The organism is Streptomyces sp. NPDC037410 (assembly GCF_055602235.1).
On sequence record NZ_JBVJWR010000012.1, the window covers coordinates 61,631 to 77,887 of the forward strand.

General features: G+C 72.2%; 15 protein-coding genes and 1 pseudogene. 9 read left to right on the plus strand and 7 right to left on the minus strand.

What is annotated here, in order from left to right:
* Window positions 1-91: 91 nt before the first annotated feature.
* The 3 genes from ACZ7HT_RS20975 to ACZ7HT_RS20985 all read left to right on the plus strand — a co-directional run bounded on the left by ACZ7HT_RS20975 (window position 92) and on the right by ACZ7HT_RS20985 (window position 3,132).
* On the plus strand, window positions 92-904 hold the full coding sequence (locus tag ACZ7HT_RS20975; RefSeq protein ID WP_471167870.1) for an SDR family NAD(P)-dependent oxidoreductase: 813 nt from the start codon (window positions 92-94) through the stop codon (window positions 902-904).
* Window positions 905-1,017: 113 nt separating this feature from the next.
* Window positions 1,018-1,713 (plus strand): alpha/beta hydrolase, encoded by a 696-nt coding sequence (locus tag ACZ7HT_RS20980; RefSeq protein ID WP_471167872.1) that lies wholly within the window; start codon window positions 1,018-1,020, stop codon window positions 1,711-1,713.
* 165 nt (window positions 1,714-1,878) lie between these two features.
* Complete coding sequence (locus ACZ7HT_RS20985; RefSeq protein ID WP_471167875.1) at window positions 1,879-3,132, plus strand: serine hydrolase domain-containing protein; 1,254 nt, start codon at window positions 1,879-1,881, stop codon at window positions 3,130-3,132.
* Window positions 3,133-3,161: 29 nt separating this feature from the next.
* Here ACZ7HT_RS20985 and ACZ7HT_RS20990 read toward each other — a convergent pair whose 3' ends face one another.
* Both ACZ7HT_RS20990 and ACZ7HT_RS20995 read right to left on the minus strand, forming a co-directional pair.
* Window positions 3,162-3,662, minus strand: a complete 501-nt coding sequence (locus ACZ7HT_RS20990; RefSeq protein WP_471167877.1) for a DUF3291 domain-containing protein — start codon at window positions 3,660-3,662, stop codon at window positions 3,162-3,164.
* Between the two features lie 48 nt (window positions 3,663-3,710).
* Window positions 3,711-4,376, minus strand: coding sequence for a helix-turn-helix transcriptional regulator (locus ACZ7HT_RS20995; protein WP_471167880.1), 666 nt, complete (start codon window positions 4,374-4,376; stop codon window positions 3,711-3,713).
* 44 nt (window positions 4,377-4,420) lie between these two features.
* Between ACZ7HT_RS20995 and ACZ7HT_RS21000 the strand changes: the two genes are divergently transcribed.
* The 3 genes from ACZ7HT_RS21000 to ACZ7HT_RS21010 all read left to right on the plus strand — a co-directional run bounded on the left by ACZ7HT_RS21000 (window position 4,421) and on the right by ACZ7HT_RS21010 (window position 7,878).
* Entirely contained in the window at window positions 4,421-5,080 is a 660-nt protein-coding gene (locus ACZ7HT_RS21000; RefSeq protein ID WP_471167883.1) for a TetR/AcrR family transcriptional regulator, read from the plus strand.
* A 132-nt stretch (window positions 5,081-5,212) separates the two neighbouring features.
* Window positions 5,213-6,607 carry a GH1 family beta-glucosidase gene (locus ACZ7HT_RS21005; protein ID WP_471167885.1) on the plus strand — a complete coding sequence of 465 codons (1,395 nt, stop codon included), beginning with the start codon at window positions 5,213-5,215 and terminating at the stop codon, window positions 6,605-6,607.
* Window positions 6,604-7,878, plus strand: coding sequence for an MFS transporter (locus ACZ7HT_RS21010; RefSeq protein WP_471167888.1), 1,275 nt, complete (start codon window positions 6,604-6,606; stop codon window positions 7,876-7,878). Before ACZ7HT_RS21005 ends, ACZ7HT_RS21010 begins: the two co-directional genes overlap by 4 nt.
* A gap of 27 nt (window positions 7,879-7,905) precedes the next feature.
* Here the strand turns inward: ACZ7HT_RS21010 and ACZ7HT_RS21015 are convergent, their stop codons facing one another.
* Window positions 7,906-9,114, minus strand: a complete 1,209-nt coding sequence (locus ACZ7HT_RS21015) for a cation:proton antiporter (protein ID WP_471167891.1) — start codon at window positions 9,112-9,114, stop codon at window positions 7,906-7,908.
* Window positions 9,115-9,305: 191 nt separating this feature from the next.
* Here ACZ7HT_RS21015 and ACZ7HT_RS21020 point away from each other — a divergent pair, with 191 nt between their 5' ends.
* On the plus strand, window positions 9,306-9,929 hold the full coding sequence (locus tag ACZ7HT_RS21020; protein WP_471167893.1) for a DUF1326 domain-containing protein: 624 nt from the start codon (window positions 9,306-9,308) through the stop codon (window positions 9,927-9,929).
* Between the two features lie 12 nt (window positions 9,930-9,941).
* On the opposite strand, the gene ACZ7HT_RS21025 is transcribed toward ACZ7HT_RS21020, so the two are convergent.
* A complete protein-coding gene (locus ACZ7HT_RS21025) occupies window positions 9,942-10,754 on the minus strand; it encodes a DUF2182 domain-containing protein (RefSeq protein WP_471167896.1) in 813 nt (270 codons plus the stop codon).
* Between the two features lie 141 nt (window positions 10,755-10,895).
* Between ACZ7HT_RS21025 and ACZ7HT_RS21030 the strand changes: the two genes are divergently transcribed.
* Window positions 10,896-11,549: a DUF1326 domain-containing protein gene (locus ACZ7HT_RS21030; RefSeq protein WP_471167899.1), complete on the plus strand. Its 654-nt coding sequence runs from the start codon at window positions 10,896-10,898 to the stop codon at window positions 11,547-11,549.
* Here ACZ7HT_RS21030 and ACZ7HT_RS21035 read toward each other — a convergent pair.
* Entirely contained in the window at window positions 11,521-12,750 is a 1,230-nt protein-coding gene (locus ACZ7HT_RS21035) for an FAD-dependent monooxygenase (protein ID WP_471167902.1), read from the minus strand. The genes ACZ7HT_RS21030 and ACZ7HT_RS21035 overlap by 29 nt on opposite strands.
* Before the next feature lie 110 nt (window positions 12,751-12,860).
* On the opposite strand from ACZ7HT_RS21035, the pseudogene ACZ7HT_RS21040 reads away from it, so the two are divergent.
* Window positions 12,861-13,582, plus strand: a pseudogene (locus ACZ7HT_RS21040) (AraC family transcriptional regulator).
* Here ACZ7HT_RS21040 and ACZ7HT_RS21045 read toward each other — a convergent pair.
* Window positions 13,524-13,763, minus strand: coding sequence for an ABC transporter permease (locus ACZ7HT_RS21045; RefSeq protein ID WP_471167904.1), 240 nt, complete (start codon window positions 13,761-13,763; stop codon window positions 13,524-13,526). The pseudogene ACZ7HT_RS21040 and the gene ACZ7HT_RS21045 overlap by 59 nt on opposite strands.
* A gap of 27 nt (window positions 13,764-13,790) precedes the next feature.
* Window positions 13,791-16,220: a WD40/YVTN/BNR-like repeat-containing protein gene (locus ACZ7HT_RS21050; RefSeq protein ID WP_471167907.1), complete on the minus strand. Its 2,430-nt coding sequence runs from the start codon at window positions 16,218-16,220 to the stop codon at window positions 13,791-13,793.
* Window positions 16,221-16,257 lie beyond the last annotated feature (37 nt).

The following is a 16,257-nucleotide window of genomic DNA, read 5'->3' on the forward strand; positions in this document are numbered from 1 at the left end:
TGCGCCGGAGGGGCGTGTCGTGCCTGGTGGTGTCGACACCAGGTGCGGTACGCACTCCCTCGGACCGCCGGGCGCTGCCACTCTCGTCGCCATGACCCAGCACACCACTCTGATCACCGGCGTCACCCAGGGCATGGGGCACGCGCTCGCGCTCGACCTGGCGCCCCGCGGCGGCACCCTCCTCCTGCACGGGCGGAACACCGAGCGCCTTGAGGCCGTGGCCGCCGAGGTCCGGGCCGCGGGCCCCGGCACCACCGTCCGTACCTACCTCGCCGACCTCTCCGACCTGGAGCAGGTCCACGCGATGGCGGCCCGGATCCGGGCGGCGGAGCCGCACCTCGACGGGCTGATCCACAACGCGGTGGCCGGCGGCGGCGCACAGCCGCTCACCCGGGAGCTGAGCGGCCAGGGCCATGAACTCCGCTTCGCGGTCAACCACTTGGCCCCCTACGCCCTCACCCGCGCCCTGCTGCCGCTGCTCACCGCCTCCGCTCCGGCGCGGGTCGTCAACGTCGCCTCCATCGGGCAGAAGGCCCTCGACTTCGACGACGTGATGCTGGAGCGGGACTACGAGGGCCTGCGCGCGTACTGCCGGAGCAAGCTCGCCATGATCATGGCGACCTTCGAGCTGGCCGCCGAACTGGAGGGCACCGGGGTCACGGTGAACGCCCTGCACCCGGCCCACCTCATGGACACGCCCGCCGTCCGCGCGTACGGCCTCACGCCCGTCACCACCACGGAGGAGGGCGTCCGCCCGACCGTACGCCTGCTCCTCGACCCGGACCTGACCGGGGTCACCGGCCGCTACTTCGACCGGTTCACCGATGCCCGGGCACACGAGCAGGCGTACGACACGGAGGCGCGCGAGCGCCTGATGCGGCTGACGCACGAGCTGATCGGGTAGGGCGGGTCACTCCCCTGGACCGCGCACCTCGCCGCGCGGGTGACCGTACAACAGAATCACTCTGAGTGATCTGTGCACCACAACGCGAGTCCCTCCGGCGAGGAAGAGAGCCCATGATCGACAAGCCCGCCATCGTCCTGGTCCACGGTTTCTGGGGTGGCGCCGCCCACTGGGCGAAGGTCATCGTCGAGCTGAACAAACGCGGGTACGGCGAGATCCACGCCGTCGAGAACCCGCTGACCTCGCTCGCCGACGACGCCGAACGCACCCGCAAGATGATCGCTCAGATCCCCGGGCCGGTCGTCCTGGTCGGCCACTCGTACGGCGGCGCGGTCATCACCGAGGCGGGCAACCTGCCGAACGTCACCGCGCTCGTCTACATCGCCGCCTTCGCGCCGGACATCGGCGAGAGCCCGGGCCAGATCAGCCAGGAGATGCCGCCGGCGGGATTCGACAGCATCGTCCCGGACTCCGACGGATACCTCTGGATCAAGAAGGAGGAGTTCCACCAGACCTTCTGCCAGGACCTCACCGCCGACGAGGCCCTGGTCATGGCCGTCACCCAGAAGGCGCCGGTCGGCTCCACCTTCGGCGACACGGTCACCGCGCCCGCCTGGCGCACCAAGCCGAGCTGGTACCAGGTGTCCACCCAGGACCACGCGATCCACCCGGACAACGAGCGCCGGATGGCCGCGCGCATGAACCCGCGCAAGGTCGTCGAACTCGACGCCAGCCACGCCTCCCTGGCCTCCCGGCCCGAGGACGTCGTGAACCTGATCGAGGACGCGGTGAACGCGACCACGGCCTGACGCTCCGCCCCGCGCGGACGACCCGCCGCACCGCCCGCGCGTGGCTGACGCCGCTCCACGCCCGGACGACCCGCCGCACCGCCCGCGCGGGCCTGACGGGTGATGTTCGCGCGGGTCGGCGGCGCCTCGGCCGTCGGGTGGCCCCCACCGGCCAATACTCCGGCCATGAGACCACCCCGCTCCAAGCCCGGACCGCGCCGGTCCGCCCGACGGTCGCGCCGCGCCGCCGTCACCGCCGTCGCCGCGCTCCTCGCCCTCGCCGCCCCGGCCGCGGCGGCCGGCGCCCCGACGCACGACCCCCACCACGGCCGGCCCTGCGTCGCCTCCCCGCCGCCCGAGCGCGGCCCGGCGCGCGAGATCCTGCGGATCGCCGAGCGGGCCAGGACGGAGATGGACCTCAAGTCGGTGATCCTGCGGGTCACCGTCGACGGCCGCGAGCTCGTCACCACCGCGCTCGGCGAGTCGATGACGGGCGTACCGGCCAGGCCCGCCATGCACTTCCGCAACGGCAACATCGCCATCAGCTACATGGGTACGGCGCTGCTGCGGCTCGTCGACCAGGGCAGGGTGCGCCTCGACGACCCCGTCGCCCGCTGGCTGCCCGGTCTGAAGGACGGCGACCGGATCACCCTGCGGATGCTGGCGGCCTCCACCACCGGTCTCGTCGACTACGTGCGCCTGCCCGAGTTCCAGCGGGCCGTCGTGGCGAATCCGTTCCGCCAGTGGACGGCCGACGAGCTCGTACGGCTGTCGACGAGCAAGGAGCGCTGGTACGAGCCGGGCACCAACTGGAGCTATTCGCACGCCAACTTCGTCCTCCTGGGCGCCGCCCTGGAGAAGATCACCGGCACGCGGCTCGACGTCCTGCTCCGGCGTCAGGTCCTCGGCCCGCTCGGGCTGCGCGAGACGAGCAACAGCTTCACGCCCGACATCCCCACGCCCGTCCTGCACGCCTTCACGTCCGACCGGGGGACGTACGAGGAGTCGACCTTCTGGAACCCCTCGTGGACCACGGCTCCGGGGGCGGTGGAGACCACCGACATCTGCGACCTGGCGGGCTCGGCCGTCGGGATCGGCTCGGGCCGGCTGCTCTCGCCCTCGTCGTACCGGGAACTCCTGAACCCGGGGACGGTCGGACTGGGCCATGCCACCCGCACGTGTCCGGCGACGGTCTGCCTCGCGCAGACGGAGGCCACCCACGACGGTCTGGGGGTGCTCGTCCTGGGCGGCTGGGTGTCCCAGCACCCGTTGTTCTTCGGGTACTCGGCGTCCCAGGACTACCTGCCGTCCGAGCGGCTCGCCATCGCGGTGTCGACCACGAACGGCCCGAATGCCGCGGCGGGCCACTCGGCCCACACGATCGCCCAGCGCATCGCGGCCGCCCTGACCCCGTCCCACCCCATCCCCGGCTTCGGCTGAGGACCGGCAGCCGTCGGCCGTCGGCCGTTTCAGACCGTCGCCGAGTCGCCGTCCGGCGTGTGCCCGGCGGCCTCGGCGGCGGTGTGGGAGGAGGCGAAGGTGAACGCGCGCGGGGACGGTCCGTGCGCCCGGAGGTCCTCAAGACGTGAGACGGCCTCGGCGACGGTCGGGACGTGCCCGGCGGGCACCCACCAGAGCACCAGGTGTGCCTCGACGTGCCGGTGGAACCAGTCACGGCGCTGCCGCATGACCTCCAGGTGCCCGCTGCGGTAGGCGAAGTCCCACAGGTGCTCCTGGGTCTCCCACACCGACAGGTTGACGATGACGTCGTCGCCCAGCGGGCGCAGGCCGGTGGCGTCGGCCCCGCCGTCCTCCACGAGCCGCCACACGAAGCCGGGGGCCGCGTCGGCGGCGGCATTGACCGGGTCGAGCATCTCGACGAACGGAGCCACGCGCGGGTCGTCGAGGGGGTGGCGGAGGCGCGCGACGTTGAGCTGGGCGAGGTGGGAGGCGTGCGTGGGTGCGGTCATGGCCTCATCCCAGCACGCGCCGGTTTTCTATGTCAATCAATGTTGTTTTTAGACTTCAGGCCGAGCCTCGACCACCACACAGCACTCCCCCGGCCGGGCGTCCATGCGGGCGCGCACGGGACCCTCCGTACCGAGCAGCCCTTCGAGCAGCGCGAGGTTCATGCCGCAGACGAGCGGCGGAAAGCTTTCGGCGATGGCGTGGAAGGGGCAGTTGCGCATCCGGACGGCACCCGCGGCCTCCCCTTCGACGTCCTCCCGGTACGGCTCGTAGCCGCGGGCCGCGAGCGTCTCCATGGCCTCGTCGAGGCCGCCGCACGGACCCTCGGGGCCGCGCAGGGCCTCGCCCCGGCGGCGCGCCGCCGCGCAGAGCCCGGCGTCGAGCCCGGCCTGCTCGGCGGCCTCGGCGAGCAGCTCGGCGGCGGTGCGGTAGTCGCGGGCGGGCAGCGACACCGAGCGCTCGCCCCGCGCCCGCGTGTACACCTTGGCGGGGCGGCCCGCCCCCGGCCCCGAGCGCCCCGACAGGCGGCGGCTGCCGCTCTCCAGGAGCCCCGCGCCGGTCAGCTTGTCCAGATGGTGCGCGGCGAGCGTGCGCGCCACCCCGGTCGCCTCTGCGGCCTCGTTGCGGCCGACCTCGCGGCCCTGCGCCACCACGTACTCGTACAGGCGGCGCCGTACAGGATCCTGCAGCACCGCGATCGCGTCGATGTCCTCCACGGGACCATTCTAGGAACAACGCAGGTTAGTGATAGAACCGTGTGATGACGGAAGCGACGAAGCCGGAGCCCCAGCCGGACGCGCGGCCGCGGGTACGCAGGCAGCCGCAGCAGGCGCGCAGCCGGGCCCGCGCCGAGGCCATCCTCGTGGCGGCCGACCGGATCCTGTCCCAGGAGGGGTACGAGGCGCTGACGATGCGGCGGATCGCCGAGGAGGCGGGCGTGCCGGTCGGCAGCATCTACCAGTTCCACCCCGACAAGAGCGCCGTCGTGGACGCGCTCGGCCGGCGGTACCTGGAGGGCTTCGGGACCGCGATCGACGGGCTCGTCGAGCGGGCCGTCGCGGGTGAACTGACCGACCTGGTGGGGACGATGGTCGACGTCTACGCCGAGCTGTTCCGGTCCCAGCCGGGCGGGATGGCGCTGTGGGCCGGACGGCACCTCAGCCCCGAGCTCGCCCGGGCGGACGAGGCGAGCAACGCGCTCATCGCCGACGGCCTGCGGCGGATCATCGAGCACCTGACCGGCGGAGCCGGGGGTGAGCGGGCGCGGCGGGCGACGCGGATGGCGGTGTGGGCGGCCAACGCCGTGCTGCACGAGGTGTTCAAGGGCGGCGGGGAGCCGGACCTGGAGACCGTGGACGAGCTCAAGCGGATGCTGCACTGCTATTGGGAGGACCTGCGCGGCCGACTGACGGCCGAATGACGGCCGGGGAGGGCGAGTCCGGGGAGCGGTGAATCCAACCTGTCTCAACCATAGAACGTGAACATGTGTTCATGTTACGTTGCGGCCCACCTCGGACGGCGGCCGGCAGTCGGCGCGCCGCAGTGAAGGCAGGTGCCCGTGACCATCAGCCCCACCGATCCCACCGGACTCCCCCCACTCCCGCAGTTCCCGGGCGACTTCGTCTGGGGCGCCTCGACCGCCGCGTACCAGATCGAGGGCGCGGCCGACGAGGACGGAAAGGGGCCGTCGATCTGGGACACCTTCGTGCGGCGCCCCGGGGCCGTCCGCGACGGCGACACCGGCGACGTGGCCTGCGACCACTACCACCGCTTCGACGAGGACGTCGCACTGATGCGGCGGCTCGGGCTCGACGCGTACCGCTTCTCGATCTCCTGGCCGCGCGTCCTGCCGACCGGGGCGGGCAAGGTCGAGCCGCGCGGCCTCGACTTCTACGACCGGCTGGTCGACGCGCTGCTCGCCGCCGGGATCGAGCCCACGCCGACCCTGTTCCACTGGGACCTGCCGCAGGCCCTTGAGGACGAGGGCGGCTGGCTGAACCGCGCGACCGCGTACCGGTTCGCGGAGTACGCGGCGGTGACGGCGGAGCGGCTCGGCGACCGGGTCAAGCGGTGGATCACGCTGAACGAGCCCTTCGTGCACATGTCCTTCGGGTACGGCTTCGGCGTCCACGCCCCGGGCCGCGCCCTGCTCCTCGACGCGCTGCCCGTCGCGCACCACCAGCTGCTCGGCCACGGTCTCGCGACGGAGGCGCTGCGGGCCGCCGTCCCGGGCGGCCAGGTGCTGCTCGCCAACAACTGCACGCCCGTGCGTCTGCGTACGGACGCCCGTCCCGACGTCGACGCGGCGGCGGCCTCGACGTACGACATCCTGCACAACAGGCTCTTCAACGACCCTGTCCTCCTGGGCGGTTACCCCGATCTCTCGGCCTACGGCATGGCCGATCCGAGCTGGGGAGGCGTGGTGCGCGACGGCGATCTCGCCACGATCGCCGCGCCGCTCGACGGGCTCGGGATCAACTACTACAACCCGACCTGGGTGACCGCCCCGGCCGAGCCCGCCGCCGGCCTTCCCTTCGATCTGGCGGAGCCTCAGGAGGAGTACCGGCGCACGGAGTTCGGCTGGCCGGTCGCCCCCGACGGGCTCACGGAGCTCCTCACCGGCCTCACGTCCCGCTACGGCGGCGCGCTTCCGCCGGTGTGGATCACCGAGAACGGCTGCTCGCAGCCGGCCGGTACGGACGACCGGGAGCGCATCGACTACCTCGCCGGACACCTGTCGGCCGTCGCGGACGCGGTGGCCCGAGGGGTGGACGTGCGCGGCTACTTCACCTGGTCGCTGCTCGACAACTTCGAGTGGGCCGAGGGGTACCACCAGCGCTTCGGCCTGGTCGAGGTCGACTTCGCCACCGGACGCCGCACGCCCCGGGCGAGCTTCGCCTGGTACCGCGACCTGATCGCCGCGCAGCGGGCCCGCACCTCCTCATGACCCGGGCCCGCACGCAGGGCACGGCGGACGGGGCCGGCCGGGCCGCCGTCCTCGCCGAGCCCACCGTCCCGGTCACGGCCGGGTGGACGGCGAGTCTCTCGCTGGCCACCCTGGCCGTCTTCATGGCCTTCATGACGCCCATTCAGATCCTGCTGCCGCTCCAGCTGGAGCACATCGACCCGCACGGCAAGAACACCGCCCTGTCGCTGGTCACCGGCCTCGGCGCGCTGGTCGCGGTCCTCGCCAACCCGCTCGCCGGCGCGTGGTCGGACCGGACGACGAGCCGGTTCGGCCGCCGCAGGCCCTGGATCCTCGGCGGCGCGCTCGCCGGGGCGGCGGGCCTCGCGGTCACCGCCGCCCAGCACACCGTGGCGGGCGTCGCCGTCGGGTGGTGCCTCGCGCAGGCGGGCCTCAACGCGATGCTGGCCGGTGTCACCACCCCGATCGCCGACCGCGTGCCGCTCGGGCAGCGCGCCCAGGTCTCCGGATGGACGGGCCTCACGCAGTCCATCGGCCTGGTCCTCGGCGCGCTGATCACCACGCTCCTCGTCACGGGCGTCGGGGCCGGCTATGTCACGCTCGCCGTGCTCACCGTCGCGCTCGCCCTCCCCTTCGTGCTGCGCGAGACCGAGCCCGCCCTGCCCCGGGCCCTGCGTCCCGCCTTCGACGGCCGCGCGTTCGCCCGCTCGTTCTGGCTGAGCCCCCGTCAGCACCCCGACTTCGGCTGGGCGTGGCTCACCCGGTGCCTGATCAACCTCGGGAACGCGCTCGGGACCCTCTACCTGTTCTACTTCCTCGCCGACGCCGTCCACTACGGCGACCCCGGCACCGGCGTCCTGATCCTGACCGTGGTCTACACCCTCTGCGCCGCGCTCACGGCAGTCCCCGTGGGGGTCCTGTCCGACCGCGCGGGACGCCGCAAGGGCTTCGTCGTCCTCTGCTCACTGATCATGGCCGCCGCCGCGCTGCTGCTCGCCCTGCTCCACACCTGGCCGTCCGCGCTCGCCGCCGCGGCCGTCCTCGGCGCGGGGTACGGCATCTACCTCGCCGTCGACCAGGCCCTGGTCACCCAGGTCCTGCCGGAGGCGGCCGACCGCGCCAAGGACCTCGGCGTCATCAACATCGCCAACTCCGGCCCCCAGGTCCTCGCCCCCGCCCTCGCCTCGCCGGTCATCGCCCACCTCGGCGGCTACACCGGCCTCTACGTGACGGCGGCCCTGGTCATCCTCCTCGGGGGCCTCCTCGTCGGCCGTGTCCGGGGCGTGGCATGACGTCGTCGCCGCGGGGAAGGCCCGTCCTCACCTCAACGGACCGGCCCCCTCGGGCTGCGGGTTCCGGGCGAACCAGCGGGCGATGGGTTCCGCCGTCACCCCGTGCAGGACGACGCTGAGCAGGACGGTCGTGGCCGTCACGTTGACGACGAAGGACGCGTCGTCGCCCCGGAGCTGGGCGAAGGCGAGGACCGCGAAGACGATCGAGGTGACGCCGCGGGGGCCGAGCCAGCCGATCGCGGCGCGCTCGGGGCGGCTGAACGCCGTTCCGGAGAGCGAGGCGACCACGGGCACGGAGCGGGCCACGACGAGGACGAGCAGCGCGTAGCCGACGTACTGGAGGGCGTGCCCGCCGGCGAACGCCTGCGTCGCGACCGCTCCGAAGGCGTACCAGGCGGCCAGGGCCAGCAGATGGCTGACGTCTTCGACCAGGTCGAGGGAGTCCTCGCTGAGCTCGGACACGACCTGCGCGTACCAGATGCCCGCGACGAAGGCCGCGACGAAACCGTTGCCGTCGACGAGGACGGAGGCCGCGTAGGTCAGGAAGGGCAGGGCGAGACCGGCCAGGCGCAGGCTCGCGGGCTCGGCCCAGCCGGACCTCAGTGACCACCGCACCGCGCGGGAGGCCAGGAATCCGAGGACCGAGCCGACGATCGTCGCGTACACCGCGCCCTTGAGGGCGTTCAGGACGAGGTGTCCGAAGGTGTCGCCCCCGGAGACGAGATGGGCGAGGCAGAACACGAAGAGCGGGGAGATGAGCCCGTCGTTGAAGCCGCCCTCGATGTTGAGTGCCGCACGCACCCGCAGGGGCAGCCGCTCGTCACGCAGGAGCATCAGGACGGGGGCGAGGTCCATGGGCATGACGACGAGGGCGGTGACGGCGAGCAGCCACCAGCCGGTGCCGGGGAAGACGAGGGCGCCGAACAGCGTGGCGAGGACGAGCGACCCCGGCAGGGCGAGCCCGAGCAGCCGCACCTCGCCCACCGGGCCGCGCAGCCGCACGTACTCCCGGGCCTCGGTGGCGTCCGTGAACAGCATGACCGCGAGGACGAGCTCGAAGGCCCGCTGGAAGGAATGGGTGTCCACGTCGATGGGAACGGCCGGGTGGTCGCCGCCGCTGAGCAGGATGCCGGCCGCGGCGAAGGTGATCGGAGCGGTGATGCTCCACCGCGACAAGCGGTGCGAGACGAGGACCCACAGGAACAGCAGGGTGAGCAGGACGAAGAGTGCGATCACGGTGCCACATCCTGACAGACGGGATGAACGTCGCGAATTCGGACACCCGGATCCGGCGGCACCCCTCGCCTCGCCATTGATTCTCGATCTGGAATCGACATCGAGAATCATCGGGCAGTTTACAGCCCCCGCACGCGTGCCTACCGTTGAAGAACCGGCTTGGCGCACCGGCGAGCGAGAGGAACGGTCCCATGACGTACTCAATCTCCGGGCACTACGTCGCAAGCTGCTCGTGCGCGCTGCTCTGCGGATGCAGCGTCGACGCCCAGCCGAACGACGGACAGGGCGGCACCGAGTGCCGCGGCATCGCGGCGTTCCACATCGCCGAGGGACGCCTGGACGACACCGACCTCGCGGGGGTCGACTTCGCCTTCTACAACCTCTTCCCCACGCACCTGACGGGCGGCGACTGGAAGGTCGGAGTGGTCGTCGACAACGACGCCAGCGACGCGCAGGCCGAGGCCATCGGAAGGATCCTCTCCGGTAACGAGGGCGGTCCCTTCGCCCAGCTCGCCCAGTTCATCGGGGAGTTCCTCGGATCCGAACGCGGCGAGGTCACGGTCACCCAGGGCGAGAGCCCCGGCGCCACGGTCGCCGGGCACTCGACGATCTCGTACGAGCCGCTGCGCGGACCCGACGGGACCCCGACCACCGTGAAGAACGCGATGTTCGGCTTCTCCACCGAGTACGAGATCGGCCGCACCACCGGCTCGTCGTCGGCGTTCGGACTGAGCTTCGACCCTGCGTACGGCGAGCGGGCGGACTTCGTGTTCAGCAGCGAGCAGGAGGCAGGAGCACCCGCGGGACGCATGTGAACGGCCCCGACATCACATCGGTGCCATCGACCCTTGCAGGCCCGGCAGCATCCAGTCCTGGAAGAGGGCGAGGACGGCAAGGACCAGGAAGGCGACGCCGGACAGGCGGGCCAGCCGCGGGCCCCGGTACCAGAGCTTCTCCAGGAAGATCAGTGCCGCCAGGCCCGCCATCGCCGCGATGTTCATGACGCCCAGCGGGATGAGGACGACCATCAGCGCCCAGCAGCAGCCGACGCAGTACGCGCCGTGGTGCAGGCCCACCCGGAGGTCGCGCAGCCGCGGCCGGTACGAGGCGTACCGCATCAGCTGGGCCATCGGGCTGCGGCAGTGCCGCAGGCAGATGTCCTTGAGCGGGCCCAGCTGGTAGAGCCCGGCCAGCGCGAAGGCGGCCGCCCCGATCCACCTCCCGGCATCCGGGTCCCTGTCGACCAGGGCACCGGTGAGCGCGAGCCCGCCGTACGCGAGCAGGCCGAACGCCGTCCACGCGAGCAGATAGCCGGAGAGGAACTCGGTGGTCCGCAGCGCCCGGGTGAGACCGCTGGACTGGCGGGCTATCCCCTTGGCCCAGGTCACCGCGACGGGCGCGACGGAGGGCAGCATCATCGCCGCCATCATCGCCAGCCACAGCAGCAGGAACAGCGGCAGCGCCATCCCCATCGTGCCCGGCTCGACGCCCATGTCCAGGGCCTGGCCCACGGTGAGCGCCCAGGCCAGGACGGCGATCAGGACGATGAGCGACCAGGCGACGGCGAGGTCCCGGACCGGCAGCAGCACGCCCGGCCGCAACGGATGGTCGTCGGTGCTCCGCCGCTGAATCGTACGCATGACGCACTCCCGTCGGACCCTTCCAGCACAGCACGGATCCGGGCGACCGCAAACCGCTCGCGCCGCTCGCACCGCTGGCCGCCGCCTTGGCCCGAGCGCACGATGGAAGGGAGGGGAAAAGCCGATTGAGGGGTGAGAACGATGACGCAGGCGGCAGAGGCCGTGCCCGCCTGGCGTGTGGCGGGCGACTGGTTCGACGTGTGCAAGTGCGACATCCCGTGTCCGTGCTCGTTCGCCCAGCCGCCGTCCACCGGCGACTGCGAAGGCATCCTGGTGTGGCACATACGCGAGGGCAGTTACGGAGACGTCCGGCTGGACGGCCTGAACATGGTGATGCTCGGCGCCTTCGTCGGCAACGTCTGGGCGGAGCACTCCGACTCGTACGCGGCGTTCGTCTTCGACGAGCGCGCCGACGAGGGGCAGCGCCAGGCCCTGCAGATGATCTTCAGCGGGCAGGCCGGCAGCTGGCCCGCGCAGCTGGTGAGCATGGGGGCGTTCGAGGTGCGGGGCATGGACTTCGCGCCGATCGAAGTGGAGATCGACGAGGACCTCGCCACCTGGCGGGCATCCGTCCCCGGACTGATCGAGGCCCGCGGCGAGGCCCTCACCGGCCCGACCACCCCGGAGGGCGCCCGCGTCCAGTCGACCAACCTTCCCGGCTGCGAGACCGGCCCGGGTCAGCTCGCCACGTGGGGCCGCGCCCTCACCGACCAGGTCGACGCCTTCGGCTTCTCCTGGGACCGCAGCGGGAAGTCCAGCAAGACCATCACCTTCGACTGGTCGGGTCCCGACTGAACGCCCCCGGGTAGTCGTCGACCGTCACGGAGTCGTGGAGGCGCGCGCTCCTCGTGGTGAGGCGGAGAAGGGCGCGGCTCGGGCCCGCGGGCAGGGCGGAGATCAGGCGGGCGCCCTGGGCCAGTCCTCGTACGCCCAGACGGGACGTGGGGACCAGGGTCTTCGCGGCGCTCAGCGCGGCCGCGCGGCTGCCGCGTACGTACTCCGCCATCGCGCGCTCGTACGCGGGGAACGCGCGCTCGTGGTCGCCACCCGCCCGCGCCAGCTCCCCCGCCAGCACGTACGCGCCGACGACGGCCAGGCTGGTGCTGCCGCCGACGGCGGGACCGGGGCTGTAGCCGGCGTCGCCGACGAGCGTCACCCTCCCCCGCGACCATGTGTCCATGCGCAGCTGGGTGATGCAGTCGAAGTAGAACGCCGGGGTGCGGTCGAGCTCGTCGAGCCAGCGGTCCACATCGGCGTGCATGCCCGCGAACGCGCCGCGCAGCAGCTCCTTCTGCCCGGGCACGTCGCGGTGGTCGCAGTCGAGTTCGCGCTCGCTCCGGAACAGGAACAGCGCCCGCGCGTCGCCCAGGTGGCGTGCGCCGTACATGCCGACGGTGCGGCCGACACCGACGTGCATGAGGAGTTCGCCGTCGAGGCCCGAGGCGTTCGGCAGGGTCAGCACCCCGAAGTAGGCCCCGATGAAGGCGTGGTGGCGGGGCTCCTCGCCGAACACGAGGCGACGCACGGTGGAGTGCAGCCCGTCCGCGCCGACGACGAGGTCGAAGCGGCGCGGAGGGGCCTGTTCGAACCGCACCTCGCCGTCGGGCGAGATCGCGGTGACCGAGTCGCCGAAGACGTACTCGACGTCGTCGCGCGTGGCGTCGTAGTAGATCTCGTTCAGGTCGTCGCGCGTGATCTCGACGTGCCGGTCGGAGGCGGCGCCGAAGATCTTGGAGAGGTCCGCCCGGACGGGACGGCGTGAGCCCTCCGGGTGGACGGCTAACCGGGTCGTGCCGGTGGCCCGTTCCTCGATGCGCGGCAGAACCCCCATCTTGTCGGAGACGGTCATCGCGGGCCGGAAGAGGTCGACCGCGTGGCCGCCGGTCCTGCGCGGGGCCGGTGCGCATTCGACGACGGTGACGGAGAAGCCGTGCCGGGTGAGCCAGTAGGCCAGCACCGGTCCGGCGACACCGGCCCCTGAGACGAGGATCCGCATGGGACCGCTCCTTTCGTCGCGAACATTCATGAGCCGATCGTCCGCGCCGGTGCGCTCCGGCGTATTGGACGAATGTTCCCGCCGTCCGGCGCGCGGAGCATCATGGAACGATGCAGACGTTCGCGCACGGTGCGGCCACGTGGGGCGTCGCGTGCCCGCGGCTGCCCAGCCCGGTGCCCGGTGTCACCATGGCCGGGTTCCGGGTCCCCGACCTGGACGCGCTCCGGATCGTCCCGCACCCGGCCGTGACGCTGCTCCTGGAGTTCGGCGACGGGACACCCGTCCTGGACTGTGCCTCGGGGCAGCAGCGGGGAAGCCTCGTCGCCGGGCCCGGGCTCGGCACCGGAGGCGCGGTCCGGGCGCGGGGACGGACCTGCTGCTCGCCCGCCGGTACGAGACGGGGCCGCCGGTGGACGCCGAGGTGGCCTGGGCCTGGCACCGGATCGTCGCCGGCCGTGGTCTGGTCCGGATCGAGGGACTCGCGGACGAGGTCGGGTGGAGCCGGAAGCGGCTGTGGTCCCGGTTCCGGTCGCAACTCGGCCTGCCGCCCAAGCGCGCCGCGAGGCTGGTCCGCTTCGATCACGCCGCCCACCGCCTGGTCGCGGGTGAAGACGCGGCCCGCGTCGCGGCCGACACCGGCTACGCCGACCAGTCCCACCTGCACCGGGACGTCATGGCGCTGACCGGGGCGACCCCCGCGACCGTGGCCGGCGAGCCGTTCCTCGCCGTCGACGACATGGCGTGGCCCACGCAGACCCTCGTAGGAGGGTGTCTCAGGTCCGCACCGCGCGTGCCTTGCGGTATTCAGCGCGTGCGAGCAGCGAGAACGTGATCGTGGCGACCAGGGCGACCCCGACGACGACCGCTTCCAGGGCTCCGCCGTTCTGGTCGGGGTCCACTCCGAAGACCCCCTCGATCCAGGTCGGCCAGACCGGGGTCAGGAGGAACAACACTCCGCAGAGGGCGGCCGCGATCGCTTCGATCCGGCCCCGCAGGCGTACGTTGCGCAACATCGTGCTCACCTTCACCATCGGAGGCCGTCAGACCGAAGAGAGGTCGATCCGGAACATGCCGCGGCCGTGGGTCACACAGACCAGGGTCTCGTCCATCCAGAACAGGTCGTCGACCGAGCAGTTGGCCGGGCCCTCGTTCGTCGGCGACCAGGTCGTCCCCCGGTCCTCGCTCGCGAAGAGGCCGACCTCGGTGCCGCAGTACAGGAACGCGTGGCGCCGCGGATGCACGGCGAGCGCCCGTACGGGAGCGGCGGGCAGCGTCGGGGAGAGGTCCTTCCACTCCGCGCCGCCGTCGTTCGTCACCCACAGGTTGCCGGGCTCGAACCCGCCGAAGGCGACGTAGGCGCTGTTCACGTCCCCCGGGTGGGCGGTGATGCACGTGCAGTACCGCTGGGGGCTCAGCGGACTCGGTCCGATCACTCCGACGCGCGCCCAGGTCGGCGTCGCCGCCGTGCCGTCGGTGGTGTGGAAGACCATGCCGTTGCGGTGGCCCACCCAGACGATGTCGGAGTCGGCCGGGGCCACGGCGAGCGCGCTGATGAGCGATCCCGCGCTGGGCTTGATCGACCGCCAGCTGGGCCCCGAGGTCGGCGTGTTCGCCGCCTTCGCGTTGTTCGTCCGCCACAGCGAGAGGCCGCCGGCGAGGAGCCGCCGCGGGTTGCTCGGATCCATGACGAACGGCGCGATGAAGAGTGCCTGCTGGTTCTTGGCGTCGGGGATCCGGAACGGCACCGGCTTCCAGTCCCAGCCGGGAATCGCGGGGTTCCAGAACTGGCCGCTGATGTACCGGTCGGGATCGTCGGTGGCGCCGCCGTCGTCGTTGCGGTGGATGTTCAGGAAGGCGTACTCGCCGTAGAGGACGTCGGGGTCGGTCGGGTCGCAGGCGCACCAGCCGCCGTCACCGCCCTGGAACTCGGCCCAGCCCTCGGTCCCGGCCGCGGGGTCGAAGAGGAGCGTGCCGTTGTCCTGCGCGCCGCCGATGATCTTTCCGCTGACGGTGTTTCCCGCTCCGCCGTAGAACTGCGTGACGCCGTAGTTGTTGTCCAGCTCGGTCCAGCCGTCGACGAACGGCGCCTTCGGCTCCGTCCCCACCACGGCGAGGTCGGCGGCCTTGAACACCCCGCCGTCGTTGCCGAAGAACACCGTTCTGTTCTGCGTCCCGTCGTAGGAGGGGTGCGAGACGATGGCGTGGTGGTCGGCGTGCGCCGAGGCCGGGTCCCACCAGGTGCTGATCTCGGCCAGATGGTCGCCGCCGTCCGTACTCCGCCACAGATTGACGCCACCGGTGACCAGCAGGTTCGCGTCCGTCGGGTCCCCGGCCCAGATCGCGTTGCTGTACCAGCCCTGGTCACCCAGGTAGTCGGCCACGTGGCCGTCCGGGTCCCGGGTCTGTCTGCTCCGATAGGTCCTGCCGCCGTCGGTGGACCGGAAGATGCGGCCGGTCTGCGCCTGCACCGAGGCGTACACGATCGTCGGATCCTGCACCGCGTAGGCGAGTTCGACGCGGCCCGACCACGGGCCGTGCGTGGCCGCCTGCCAGGTGAGCCCGCCGTCGGCGCTGAACCAGGCCTCGCCCGCGCCGAGTGCGCCGGCGACCGCCCGGTCGTCGTCGCCCGGATCGAACACGACCTGGCCGGGCGGGATGTCCAGGACCCGGGTCCACGTCGCCCGCGCCGGATCGGAGCTGCGGAACAGTCCGGTGTCGGTGGCCGCGAGGACCACCGCACCCGATGAGGAGACCGCGATCCGGTTCACGGCGCGGAAGTCCGGGGTCTGCGTGGCCGGCAGGGGTGCCCACGTGGTCGCGTCGGTGGTGCGGAAGATGCCGTTGCCGCGGAGGAGGTCGGCGTTCGAGAAGCCCTCGCCGGTGCCCACGTAGATCGTCGACGGGTCCGAGGGGTCCATCGCCATGCACGCGCAGGCGAGGTTGCCGAGGAAGTCGTCCACGGGCGCCCACTTCGCGCCGCCGTTGCGGGTGATCCACACGCCGCCGCCGGCGCTCGCGGCCCACATCTTGTTCGGGTGGCCCGGGTCGATCACGATCGCCCGGGTGCGACCGCCGATGTTGCCGGGACCGAGCCACTCCCATCGGGTGAGCGCCATCCCCGCCGTCGGCGCCGGCCTGTCCGGGCGGGCGCCCCGGAGATGACCGGTCGGCACTCCGGCCGTCTCCGGAGCCGGAGGGGCGCTCCGCACCAGGGAGCGCATCCGGGCCCGTGCCGTCCCCTGGGCGTGCGGGGGCACCGCACCGTCGTCGCCGCGTTCCTGTTCGAGCCGGAACAGCAGCCGTGCGTTGGGCAGGTCGGGGTAGTCGAGGCGGCGCAGTGCCCGTCGCACCGCCGCGACGGACAGGCCGTCGAGTGTCTCGTTCGTGGCCCCCCGGCTCTTGCGGAGCAGTCGCACCTGCTCGACGCTGATGTCCTTGGCCTGAGCGAGTTGTTCGTCCGAGATGGTCATGATGCGCCGCCTCTGGGTACGAGGGGATCCATGCTCG